11 protein-coding genes are annotated in these 12017 nt (G+C 73.8%); 3 read left to right on the top strand and 8 right to left on the bottom strand.

Annotated features, from left to right (window positions below; genetic code table 11):
• Positions 1 to 4 precede the first annotated feature (4 nt).
• Positions 5 to 448, bottom strand: a complete 444-nt coding sequence (locus IF45_RS0102715) for an adenylyltransferase/cytidyltransferase family protein (RefSeq protein WP_018894020.1) — start codon at positions 446 to 448, stop codon at positions 5 to 7.
• A 469-nt stretch (positions 449 to 917) separates the two neighbouring features.
• Entirely contained in the window at positions 918 to 2705 is a 1788-nt protein-coding gene (locus tag IF45_RS0102710; protein ID WP_030305245.1) for an ATP-binding cassette domain-containing protein, read from the bottom strand.
• A gap of 507 nt (positions 2706 to 3212) precedes the next feature.
• Here IF45_RS0102710 and IF45_RS0102705 point away from each other — a divergent pair.
• Entirely contained in the window at positions 3213 to 4328 is a 1116-nt protein-coding gene (locus IF45_RS0102705; protein ID WP_030305243.1) for a PP2C family protein-serine/threonine phosphatase, read from the top strand.
• Between the two features lie 85 nt (positions 4329 to 4413).
• On the opposite strand, the gene IF45_RS33225 is transcribed toward IF45_RS0102705, so the two are convergent.
• The 5 genes from IF45_RS33225 to IF45_RS0102680 all read right to left on the bottom strand — a co-directional run bounded on the left by IF45_RS33225 (position 4414) and on the right by IF45_RS0102680 (position 9086).
• Positions 4414 to 4575, bottom strand: a complete 162-nt coding sequence (locus tag IF45_RS33225) for a hypothetical protein (protein ID WP_008414999.1) — start codon at positions 4573 to 4575, stop codon at positions 4414 to 4416.
• 114 nt (positions 4576 to 4689) lie between these two features.
• Positions 4690 to 5640 carry a cytochrome c oxidase assembly protein gene (locus IF45_RS0102695; protein WP_030305241.1) on the bottom strand — a complete coding sequence of 317 codons (951 nt, stop codon included), beginning with the start codon at positions 5638 to 5640 and terminating at the stop codon, positions 4690 to 4692.
• Between the two features lie 136 nt (positions 5641 to 5776).
• Positions 5777 to 6802: a 6-phosphofructokinase gene (locus IF45_RS0102690; RefSeq protein ID WP_003946794.1), complete on the bottom strand. Its 1026-nt coding sequence runs from the start codon at positions 6800 to 6802 to the stop codon at positions 5777 to 5779.
• Between the two features lie 284 nt (positions 6803 to 7086).
• A complete protein-coding gene (locus IF45_RS0102685) occupies positions 7087 to 7818 on the bottom strand; it encodes a type 1 glutamine amidotransferase (protein ID WP_003946793.1) in 732 nt (243 codons plus the stop codon).
• Positions 7819 to 7847: 29 nt separating this feature from the next.
• On the bottom strand, positions 7848 to 9086 hold the full coding sequence (locus tag IF45_RS0102680; protein WP_003946792.1) for a MurT ligase domain-containing protein: 1239 nt from the start codon (positions 9084 to 9086) through the stop codon (positions 7848 to 7850).
• Positions 9087 to 9293: 207 nt separating this feature from the next.
• On the opposite strand from IF45_RS0102680, the gene def reads away from it, so the two are divergent.
• Positions 9294 to 9845, top strand: coding sequence for a peptide deformylase (gene def / locus IF45_RS0102675; RefSeq protein WP_030305239.1), 552 nt, complete (start codon positions 9294 to 9296; stop codon positions 9843 to 9845).
• 46 nt (positions 9846 to 9891) lie between these two features.
• Here def and IF45_RS0102670 read toward each other — a convergent pair whose 3' ends face one another.
• Entirely contained in the window at positions 9892 to 10539 is a 648-nt protein-coding gene (locus IF45_RS0102670; RefSeq protein ID WP_030305237.1) for a TetR/AcrR family transcriptional regulator, read from the bottom strand.
• A gap of 171 nt (positions 10540 to 10710) precedes the next feature.
• Between IF45_RS0102670 and IF45_RS0102665 the strand changes: the two genes are divergently transcribed.
• A complete protein-coding gene (locus IF45_RS0102665) occupies positions 10711 to 11937 on the top strand; it encodes an acyl-CoA dehydrogenase family protein (RefSeq protein WP_030305235.1) in 1227 nt (408 codons plus the stop codon).
• Positions 11938 to 12017 lie beyond the last annotated feature (80 nt).

Below are 12017 nucleotides of genomic sequence, written 5' to 3'. Positions count from 1 at the left end.
CCGGTCAGCCCGGCATCCGGCCGCTGACGATCCGCGTCGTCGAACGGTCCGGGGTCTCGGCGATCTCCCAGGCCCGCGCCCCCAGCCCGGCCGCGGCCCGGCGCTTCTGCTCCGTGTACGGGTCGTGCGCGGTCCAGGCCATCGCGCCGGGGGCGAGCGGGGCCAGCAGCGCCGTGTAGGCGGTCCACTCCGTCACCGAGGGGTCGCCGTGGACGAGGAAGGTCCCGTCGACCGGGCGCAGGGCCCGCAGCAGTTCCGCCCGTTCCTCCTCCGGCTGGAACGGGCGCGCCGGGCCCTTCCAGCCGCGCGTCCGCCGGTCGTCCTCGACCCCCACCAGCAGCGGCAGCCCCCGCTCCCGCACCGCCGCCAGGAACCGCACGTGCCCCACGTGCAGCAGATCGAAGACCCCGGTCACCACGGCGGCCCCGCCCGCGGCCGCCTCGGGCACCACCCCGCCGGGCCACGACAGGGTCAGACCCCCCCCCCGCCCCCCCCCGCCCCCGGGGGGGGGGGGGGGGGGAGGGGGACGAAGCAGACGACGCGGAACGGCTCATGGGAGACACGCTAGTACCCGCCATGACCTGCCGCGTCGGCCCGTGCCCGGCAGCGGGCGCCGGCCTCCACGTCGCGGGAGTGGCGCACCTCACCGAGGGGACCCCGGTGTGCAGGAACATTCGGAGATGGTTCATAGTTGAACCAACCGTGGGAGCGGACGGACAGTGTCCCCGGGCCCGTCCTCCGCCCACAGGGACGATCGTTCGGCTGAAGCCCTGTGGAGCCTTTCGCCGCGAGGCGACCGCCGCCCGCCCCCACCCTGATCCGCCCCGGCCGTGATTCCCCCGTCCCGGCCGGGGCTTCCTTCTGCCCGCCGCCTCCGTACGCGCCGACCGGCACCCGCGTACGGAGGCGGCCGTGCGTCAGCGGCCCACCCGCGCCGCCTCCTCGCAGAGCCGGGCGAACGGTCCGTCGGCCGAGGCCAGTTCCGCGAAACCGCCGTCCTCCACCACGTGGCCGCCCGCCAGCACCACGACCCGGTCGGCCAGCCGGGCGTGGTCGAGCCGGTGCGTCACCATCAGCGTGATCCGCTCCCGGGCGCCCTCGCGGACCGCCGCCAGGACGTGCTGCTCACCGGTGGCGTCCAGGGCGCTGGTCGGCTCGTCGAGGACCAGCAGTCCAGGGGCGCGGTGCAGGGCCCGGCCGCAGGCCAGCCGCTGCCACTGCCCGCCGGACAGCTCGTGCCCGCCCCACAGGGCGCGTGCCAGCAGCGTGTCCAGGCCGTGCGGCATCCGCCCGGCCGCCTCGTCCATCCCGACCCGCCGGGCCGCCCGCCACAGCGCCTCGTCCCCCGGCGTCCCGGCCTGTCCGAGGTGGAGGTTCTCCCGTACGGTCAGCGGCCACCTGCCGATGTTCTGCGGGACCAGGCCCACCTGGCGCCAGACCGACTCGGCGTCCGCCCGGGCGAGGTCGGCGCCGTCCCAGCGCACCGTGCCGCTCGTCGCCGTGACCAGGCCCGTGACCAGCCGGACCAGCGTCGACTTGCCCGCGCCGTTGCCCCCGACCAGGGCCACGACCTCGCCGCGCCGCAGGGTCAGGGAGAGGGGGCCGAGCGTGGGCCGTTCCGCCCCCGGATGCGTGTAGCCGGCCGTCTCCAGCCGGATCTCGCGCGGCGCCGCCACCGCCCGGGTGCCCCGGCGGACCCGGCGGGCTCCGGCGTCGGCGACGAACCGGTGGTAGCCGTCCAGGTAGAGGCCGTCGTGGAAGAGCGCCGCCCCGTACCGGACCAGGTTGCCCAGCGCCCGGCCCGCGCCCTGCGCCGCCACCACCGCGGCCCCGGCCGTCGCGGCCGGCATCCGCCCGGTCAGCACCAGCCCCGCCAGCGTCGCCCACAGCCCAGCCGTGCACACCCCGCCCAGCACCGCCGCGACCGCCCCCACCCGCAGGAACCGGGGTGCGGCGGCCAGCGCGCGCCCCTCGACCCGCTCGCACATCTGCTGGTACCAGCGGTACAGGTACGGCCGCATCGTGTTGGCCCGCAACTCGTCCGCGAGGTCCGGCGTGGTCAGGAACCAGCGCATCACGTCCCGGGTCGTTCGCGCCGAGGTCGACGCCTCGAAGACCTGGTGGTCGATGCGGGCCGCCACCGCCCCGCCCACAGCGCGCGGCACCACCGACAGGGCCAGCACGGCGAGGAGCAAGGGGTGCAGCACCGTCAGCACCGAGGCCGCCACCGCCAGCTGCACCGCCCCCTCCGTCAGCGCCTTGGCGTCCTCGGTGAGCGCCATCGCCCGGCCCACACCGGTCTCGGCCGCCCGGCTCCGGTCGGTGAAGCCGGGATCGTCGAAGGCGGCCGGCTCGGCCCGCATGTGCAGGTCGACCAAGGCCAGTTCCATCGCCCCGGCGATCTTCGGGTTGAGACGCCGGGTCGCCCACTCCGCGACCAGCCGCGCCCCGGCTCCGGCCCCGGTCGCCGCGGCCGCCACCAGCAGCGCTGGCGCCGCCTCCCGAACCGTCCGGGCCGGGTCCCCGGCGCCGAACAGCACCTCCATGGAACGGGCGACGGCGGCGAGTGTCACCGCCGTGCCCGCCCCGGCGGCCAGCTGGCAGCCGAGGACGGCCAGCACCATCCACCGGTCGACCGACCAGGCCAGCCGTACCGTCCGGGCCAGCGCCGCCGGAATGCGCCGCAGCATCCGCCCGAGCGACACCTCCCGCTCCGCCGCCGCGGCGGGGCCGCAGCGCAGCTCGGGACCGGGCGCCTCCGACGGCCCGGGCACGGCGGCCCGCCGCCGGCTCATCGGCGCCCGCCCTCGGCCAGGCCGGCGGGGGCGGTCCCGTGCGCGCGGGAGCGGCAGGCGCCGGGCGGTGCCGCGTCAACCGGCCGTGCGGCCGGCGACGGCACGGGACCGGGGTGATCGAACGCCGGGGCTGCGGCGCCGGAGAAGGGACAAGGGTGCACGGGTCCTCCGCTGAAGGGGTCGACGGATACGAGCGACCGGAGAACGTGCCTGATCAAGAAGGCGTCACGGCCGTCCCCGAGCGAGGCGCCGCACGTATGTGCGAGTGCCGGGGTGGTGGCGGGACGAGGTCCGGGCTGCGCCCGTCGTGTGCCCTGTTCGATTCACTCGTCGGTGCGGAGTCACCCCTGAGGGGGATTGCCTCGCACCCCCGTCGCTGCTGGTGCGGAGCGGACAGGCGCGGTGTAGAGAGGAGGCATGTCGCAGCCTGTCGAAGGCGCTCGCCGGCCGGGACGGGAGGGCCGCGCGCTCGTCGTCGTCCCGGTCGTGTGGATCGTCGCGGTGACCGTCGTCGACGTCCTCGCGCCACCCCACATCCACCTCGGCCCGCTGCTCGTGGCCGCCCCGGCGCTGACCCCGTCGTTCGGCGGCCCCCGGACGGTCGGCGCGGTGGCCGCCCTCGCGGTGATCGCCCAGACGGTCATCGCCGTGGTCCGCGACCCCGCCGAACTCTTCTCCGCCAACCACGAGGCCCAGATCATCGCCCTGGTCCTGGTCGGCGTCAGCCTCGTCGTCTTCTGCGTCCTGCGCGAGCGCCGGGCGAAGGAACTGGAACAGGTCCGGTACGTCTCCGAGGCCGCCCAGCGCGTGGTCCTGCCCCCACTGCCCCGCCGGCTCGGCCCGCTGCGCACCGCCTCCCTGTACCTCGCCGCCGAGGCCGAGGCCCAGATCGGCGGGGACCTCTACGCGGCCGTGCGCACCGCCTCCGGCACCCGGCTGATCATCGGCGACGTGCGCGGCAAGGGCATGCCCGCCGTCCACGAGGCCGCCCTGCTGCTCGGCGCGTTCCGCGTCACCGCCCACCGCCGCGAAGACCTGCGGGATCTGGTCTCGGAGCTGGACCGCAGCGTCCGGTGGGACCTGGCCCAGCCCGGCGGGACGGGGGAGGACGAGGAAACCTTCGTCACCGCCACCGTCCTGGACATCCCCGACCGGGACGGCCAGGTCCGGATGGTCTCCTGCGGGCACCCGCCGCCGATCGTGGTCCGCGACGGCAGGGCCACGACGATCACCGCCCGGCACGCCTCGCCCCCGCTGGGCCTCGGCGGCCTCGCCGACACCCGGCACCACCTCGACGCCTTCCCCTTCGCGCCGGGGGACCTCCTGCTCCTGTACACGGACGGCGTCACCGAGGCCCGGGACGCGGCCGGCACGTTCTACCCGCTGGCCGAACGCGTCACCGGCTGGACCGGGACCGACCCCGACGCCTTCCTGCGCCGCTTCCGCACCGACCTGCTGCGCTACGTCGGCGGACACCTCGACGACGACGCCGCCATGATCGTGGTGGGCCGCACGGCCGCACCCCACGCCTGACTCCTCCGGGAGCGCCCCGCACACACCGACGGGCGGGCCCCGCCGAGGGGACCCGCCCGTCCGTAGCTTCCGGGGGCAGCGGCACTCACACGCCGTGCGAGGTCGCCACCATGCTCACCGTGGCCATCGCCAGGACCACCCAGCCGAACCAGACCCAGCCGTTGCTCTCCAGCGCCACCGAGTACGCCGTCGCGAGCACCAGTGTGCCGACGGTGAGTCCCCCCATGGTCTTCGTGGAACCGTTCATCGGACGCCTCCTTCCGGCGGCCGGGACCGGAACCGGTGCGGGACCGCCTCGGCCTCCATGGTCGCCCGCCAGGCCCCGCACCGCCAGGTCTGTGACCGGCCCGGCGCCCCGGCGTCAGCCGTTGCGGGCGTGGAGCGAGGCGAGATAGGCGTTGTACGCCTCCAGCTCCTGGTCGCCGTCCCGGTCCGCGGCCCGGTCCTTGCGCCGCGCCTGCCGTTCCTCCGAGCGCCGCCACTGGAACAGCAGCGCCAGCAGCACCACCACCGACGGGATCTCGCTGAACGCCCAGGCGATGCCGCCGGCCGCGCTCTGGTCGCTCAGCGGGTCGATGCCCAGCGAGGCCGGCGGGTCCATGTACGTCCCGATCATCGGGCCCGAGGCCATCATCAGGGCGATGCCGAAGAAGGCGTGGAAGGGCATGCCCGCGAAGAGCTCCAGCATCCGCATCACGTAACCCGGCCGGTGCGGGCCCGGGTCGACGCCCATGATCGGCCAGAAGAAGACCAGGCCGACGGCGAGGAAGTGCACCATCATCACGATGTGGCCGGCCGTCGAGCCCATCAGGTAGTCGAAGAGTGGCGTGAAGTACAGGGCGTACAGGCTCGCGATGAACATCGGGATGGTGAACGCGGGGTGCGTGATGATCCGCATGTACCAGCTGTGCAGCAGCTTCAGCAGCAGCTCCCGCGGCCCGGTCCGGCCACGCCCCGCCACCGGCAGCGCCCGCAGCGCCAGCGTGATCGGCGCGCCCAGCAGGAGCAGGATCGGCGTCAGCATGCTGATCACCATGTGCTGCACCATGTGCACGCTGAACATGACCATGCCGTAGTCGTTGAGCTTGGTGCACATCACCAGCAGCACGGTGAGGACGCCGATGACGAACGAGACGGTCCGCCCGACCGGCCAGCGGTCGCCGCGTGCGACCAGCCGCGCCACGCCCCAGCCGTAGAGAGCCAGCCCCAGCAGGCAGGCGAAGAGGAAGAAGCCGTTGAACGACGGCTCCAGGCCCCGGCTCAGCGTGAACGGCGGCAGATCCGTCATCATGCCGTGCCCGCTGTGATCCATGTGTCGCGCTCCCACGGGGAAGGTCCGGCGCCGTACGGAAGGATTCGTACGGGATGTCCGCACCAGACTAGAGGCGCCCCCGGTCGCGTCGGCGGCCGGGGGCGTCCTTGCGCCGCGTGGCGGCGGGCGGATGCGGTCAGAGGACCGTCTGCGCCTCGGCGTACCGCGCCTCGGGCACCGTCTTCAGCGTCTCGACCGCCTCGGCGAGCGGCACCATGGCGATCTCCGTACCGTGCAGCGCCGTCATCTTCCCGAACTCCCCGCGGTGCACGGCCTCCACCGCGTGCCAGCCGAACCGGGTCGCCAGCACCCTGTCGTAGGCGGTGGGGGTGCCGCCGCGCTGCACGTGGCCGAGGATCACCGCGCGGGCCTCCTTGCCGAGCCGCTGCTCCAGCTCGATGGAGAGCTGCTGGGCCACCCCGGCGAACCGCTCGTGGCCGTAGATGTCCTTGCCGCCCACGTCGAACTTCATGGTGCCCTCGACGGGCTTCGCGCCCTCGGCGACGACCACTATGGCGAACTTCTTGCCCATCGAGAACCGCTCGCCGACCACCCGGGTCAGCTCCTCGATGTCGAAGGGCCGCTCGGGGACGACGATGGCGTGCGCGCCGGCCGCCATGCCCGAGTGGAGGGCGATCCAGCCGGTGTGCCGGCCCATGACCTCGACGATCAGCACCCGCTGGTGGGACTCGGCGGTGGTCTTCAGCCGGTCCAGCGCCTCGGTGGCCACGCCGACGGCCGTGTCGAAACCGAAGGTCACGTCGGTGACAGCGATGTCGTTGTCGATGGTCTTCGGCACCCCGACGATCGGCAGGCCCGCGTCGGAGAGCAGCCGGGCCGCCTTGAGGGTGCCCTCGCCGCCGATCGGGATGATCGCGTCGAGACCCAGCTCGGCGACGTGGCCCCGGGCGCGCTCGACGCCGCCGCGCAGGTGGGCCGGCTGCACCCGGGAGGAGCCGAGGATCGTTCCGCCGCGGGCCAGGATGCCGGAGACGGCGTCCAGGTCCAGCTTGCGGTAGTCGCATTCCAGCAGGCCCTTCCAGCCGTCGTGGAATCCGATGACCTCGTCACCGTGGTCGACCACGGCGCGGTGCACGACCGAACGGATGACGGCGTTCAGACCGGGGCAGTCGCCGCCGGAGGTGAGGACACCAATACGCATGGCCCGCAAAACCTTTGCAACGTGGGCGGAGACCGGACCGCGTCGTCCGGCTGGATGGCCGCCACCCTACCGGCGCCGAGGGCCCGTTTCCGAATCCGGAGTCCGCCTGCTGGACCTCTGTCAAGTGTGCGAAGAGGCCGTCGTTTGAGCGGAGTTGGCCCAGCTCAGCGGCGTGCGGGGAACTCCCGCCGGACGCACGCCGGTTGACCTGCGCGGGTACGCCGACGGCGCCGCCCCCGGGTCGGGGACGGCGCCGTCGGGACGCTCGGGAGGGCCGGTCGCGGTCAGGCCGGCTGCTGGGTCGCGGCCGCGATCCGCTCGGCGCGCAGCGCCTCGTACCAGCGGTCGTCGGCCGGGGGCAGTGCGTTGACGTCCAAGGCCAGCTTCAGCAGCAGGTCGCCGATGAGCGGGTTCCGGGCGAGGACCGGGCCGTGCATGTACGTGCCGAAGACCGTCCCGTTGAAGGCGCCCTCGGTGCCGTCGCCGGTGCCGTTGCCCCGGCCCATCCTCACCTTGGCGAAGGCGCTGGCCGAGGGGCCGAGGTGGGTGACGCCCTGGTGGTTCTCGAAACCGGTCAGCTGGGGCAGGCCCAGGCGCGGGTCGATGTCGGCGAGGACGTCGCCGACGCACCGCTCACCCTCGCCCCGGGTCGAGACGACGTCGAGCAGGCCGAGGCCGGCCTGGCGCTGGCCCTGGTCGTTGACGAACTCGTGGCCGAGGATCTGGTAGCCGGCGCAGACCGAGAAGACGATGGCGCCGTTGCCCACCGCGCGGGAGAGGCCGCCGTCGCGGTGCAGCCGCTCGGCCGCGAGCCGCTGCGGCCGGTCCTCGCCGCCGCCGATCAGGTAGATGTCGCCGGAGGTCGGCACCGGCTGGTCGCTGCGGACGTCGATCCGCGTCACGTCCAGCCCCCGCTGCCGGGCCCGGCGCTCGACGACCAGGGCGTTCCCCTGGTCGCCGTAGGTGCTGAGAAGGTCCGGGTAGACCCAGACCAGACGCAGGCTGTTGTCGCTCATGCTGTGGTGTCCTTACGGGCTGGGGCGGATCAGTTGCCGACGCGGCGGCGCACGTCCTGGAACGCGGTGTAGTTCGCGATGATCTCGATCCGGCCGGGCGGGGCCGACTGGACCGCCTCGTCCAGGGTCTCGCACACCCGGAAGTCCAGTCCCGCGACCTCCAGGCGCACCGCCATGTCCAGCTTGCGGTCGCCGATCACGAAGATCGGGTGTCCGGCCAGCTGCGTGTAGTCCACGTCCCACAGCCACGAGGTGTCGGTGCCGTCGGCGCCGCGTGCGTTGACGGAGAGGACGACCGGCGTGGGCGGCGGGTCGATGAGCGAGAAGGTCTCCAGCCAGCCGGCCGGGTTCTTCGCCAGCAGCAGCCTCAGGTTCCGGCCGAGGAACGACACCACGTCGTACCGCCCGGCCACCGCCTGCACCTGGTACATCCGCTCCAGCGCCACCTGCGGCGGTACGCCGAAGACGGCGGCGACGGCCGCGGAGGAGGTGGCGTTGGCCTTGTTGGCGCGGCCCGGCAGCTGGAGGTGGATCGGCCAGGCCGAGCCGTGCGGGTCGAGCACGTGGTCGCCGGTGAGCGCCCAGGTCGGCGTCGGGCGGCGGAAGCCGCACTGACCGCAGAACCAGTCGTCGCCGGGACGCTGCATGACGCCGCCGCAGGACGGGCACGACCAGGCGTCGTCCTTCCACGCCTGCCCGGCCGCGACCCAGACCACCTGCTGCGAGGAGGAGGCGGCCCACACCACCAGCGGGTCGTCGGCGTTGGCGACGATGACGGCCTTCGAGCCGGACAGCCCCTCACGCCATTTCTCCGCCAGCATCCGGGTCTCGGCGGCGCGGTCGAGCTGGTCGCGGGAGAGGTTGAGCAGCGCGATGCACTTCGGCGTGACGTCGCGGGCCACCCCCGCCAGGTACTTCTCGTCGACCTCGATCACGCCGAACTTGGCGTCGGAGCCGCCCGCCAGCGCCGAGGTGATGCCCGCGGGCATGTTGGCGCCGAGCGCGTTGGAGACGACCGGTCCGGCCGCCCGAAGCGCCTCGGCGATCAGCCGGGTCGTCGTCGTCTTGCCGTTGGTCGCCGAGACCAGGACCACGTCCAGGTGCTGCGCGAGCCGCGCCAGAAGATCGGGGTCGAGCCTCAGGGCCACCTTGCCGCCGATCACCGACCCGCTGCCGCGGCCCGCGGCGCGGGACACCGCCGCCGCCGCCTTTCCCGCCGTCACGGCCAGCTTGGCCCGCGGCGACAGCGGCTCCGTGTTGCCTGCCATCGTCCTAGCTCCTCCTTGCGTCCGCGCCCGCGCCTCCACACCTGGCGGCTCGCCGTCGCACCGTCGGTGCCGCGGCTGTCGCCCCTGGGCACCGCACACCGGCCGGGGGGCGTGCGGTCGGGATCAGCCTATCGACTGACGCGCCCGGCCCCGAACCGCGGCACCTGCGCGCTCACCCGCCACGCCGTCCTGCGTACGCTGATCGCCATGCGACAGCGCTCCATTCCGGGCAGCACCGGACGTGTCCGGCCCCTGGCCCTGCTCGGCGACCCGGTCCTCGCCGCCCCCTGCGAGGAGGTCACCGACTTCGGCCCCGCACTCGAACGCCTCGTCGAAGATCTCTTCGCCACCATGTACGCCGCCCGGGGGGTCGGCCTCGCCGCCAACCAGATCGGCGCACCGCTGCGCGTCTTCGTCCACGACTGCCCGGACGACGAGGACCGCCGCCATCTCGGCCACCTCGTCAACCCGCGCCTGGTGGAGGCCGACGGCGTGGTGGTGCGCGGGCCGGAGGGGTGTCTGTCGCTACCCGGACTGGAGGCGGGTACCGAGCGGTACGACCACGCGGTGGTGGAGGGGGTGGACCTGCGGGGCGAGCCGCGCACCGTGCACGGCACCGGCTTCTTCGCCCGCTGCCTGCAGCACGAGAGCGACCATCTGGACGGCACCCTCTACGTCGACCGGCTCACCGGCCTGCGCCGCCGCCGGGTGCTGCGGGCGGCCGCCCGGGCGCCGTGGGCGGGGGAGCGGGAGGCGTAGAGCGCTGCCCTTACAAGGCAGATGTCGCCCCCCCCGCGGACCGCTGTCAGAACCCCGGCCCTCCGGCCTTGTCCCCCGCCGCCGCCAGTCGGCCCCAGAGCAGGTCGGCCAGGGCGCTGACCAGGGCGGCGCGGTCGCACGGGCGCTCCGAGAGCCACCAGTCCCCGGCGGCGTGCATCATGCCGACGATGCCGTGGCCCCAGGCGCGGGCCAGCTCGCCGCCGCGCGGTCCGAGGTCCACGCGCTCGGCGATGACCTGGGCCAGCTCCTCGCCCATCAGTCGCAGCAGGGGCGCCGAGTGGCGGCCCGCGTCGAAGGCGGTGTCGCCCGCCGTCACCGGCTCGCCCTCGGCGGGGTGCATCAGGAAGCGGTAGACCTGCGGCCGGGCCTCGATGGCCGCGAGGTAGGTGTCGAGGGTCGCCTCCACCCGCTCCCGGCGGTCGGCCGGGGCGTCCAGCGCCGCCCGCAGCGAGGCGAGCAGGGCGTCGGTGTGGCGCTTGGCCAGGGCGCTGTAGAGGCCGCCCTTGTCGCCGAAGTGCCGGTAGAGGATCGGCTTGGTGATGCCCGCCTCGGCGGCGATGGCGTTCATCGAGGCGCCGGGGCCGTCCCGCAGGACCACCCGGTCCGCGGCGTCCAGCAGCTCGCGGCGCCGCTGGGCGGCCCGCTGCTCGGCGGTCCGCTGTGTGGTCTCCATGGATTCTCCCCGCCGGCTGCTCATTCGTGACGCCTCGGCAACGTAACACCCTGAACGTCGCCGACCGTGACCGGGCGGCCGGGCCGGGGCGCCCCGGTGGCGGAGGTTGACAGACCCTACCGACCAGTAACAGACTCGGGTTACCGCAAGTAACAAGCAGCTGGAGGGGTCATGGCCGAGTTCACCATGGAGCTCAACGACGAGCAGAAAGAGGTGCGGGACTGGCTGCACGGCTTCGCCGCCGACGTGATCCGCCCGGCCGCGGCCGAGTGGGACGAGCGCGAGGAGACCCCCTGGCCCATCATCCAGGAAGCCGCCAAGGTCGGAATCTACTCCCTCGACTTCTACGCGCAGCAGTACTTCGACCCCACGGGCCTCGGTATCCCGATGGCGATGGAGGAGCTGTTCTGGGGTGACGCGGGGATCGCCCTGTCGATCGTCGGCACCGGCCTCGCCGCCGTCGGCGTCCTCGCCAACGGCACCGAGGAGCAGATCGGCACCTGGATACCCCAGATGTACGGCGACGTGAACGACGTCAAGGTCGCCGCCTTCTGTTCCTCCGAGCCCGACGCCGGCTCCGACGTCGCCTCCATGCGCACCCGCGCCGTCTACGACGAGGCGAAGGACGAGTGGGTGCTCAACGGCACCAAGACCTGGGCGACCAACGGCGGCATCGCCAACGTCCACGTGGTCGTCGCCGTGGTCGACTCGGAGCTGGGCTCCAAGGGGCACGCCTCCTTCATCGTGCCGCCGAACACCCCGGGCCTCTCCCAGGGGCAGAAGTTCCAGAAGCACGGCATCCGCGCCTCGCACACCGCCGAGGTCGTCCTGGAGAACGTCCGCGTCCCCGGCTCCTGCCTGCTCGGCGGCAAGGAGAAGCTCGACGAGCGCCTCGCCCGCGCCCGGGAGCGCGCGAAGAGCGGCGGCGAGCGCGTGAAGAACGCCGCCATGGCCACCTTCGAGGCGTCCCGCCCGGCCGTCGGCGCGATGGCCGTCGGCACCGCCCGCGCCGCCTACGAGGAGGCCCTGGAGTACGCCAAGACGCGGACCCAGTTCGGCCGCCCGATCATCGACAACCAGGGCATCGCCTTCCAGCTCGCCGACATGCGGACCTCCGTCGACGCGGCCCGGCTGCTGGTCTGGCGCGCCTCCTGGATGGCGGTCAACGGCAAGCAGTTCACCGCCGCCGAGGGCTCCATGTCGAAGCTCTTCGCCAGCGAGACGGCGAAGAAGGTCACCGGCCAGGCCATCCAGATCCTCGGCGGCAACGGCTACACCCGCGAGTACCCGGTGGAGCGTATGCACCGGGATGCCGCCATCTACACCATCTTCGAGGGCACGAGCGAGATCCAGCGCCTGGTCATCGCGCGCACCCTGGCGGGTATGCCGATCCGCTGACGCCGACGCGACGGTGCGCGACCGCCGCCCTCCCTGGCAAGGGGAGGGCGGCGGTCGCCGTATGCGGACAAGCGTGACGA

The sequence above is a fragment of the Streptomyces albidoflavus genome, assembly GCF_000719955.1.
Taxonomy (GTDB): Bacteria; Actinomycetota; Actinomycetes; order Streptomycetales; family Streptomycetaceae; genus Streptomyces; species Streptomyces albidoflavus.
The sequence above is the reverse complement of the archived record's forward strand: the minus strand, read 5'-3'. Positions and strand labels throughout refer to the sequence as shown.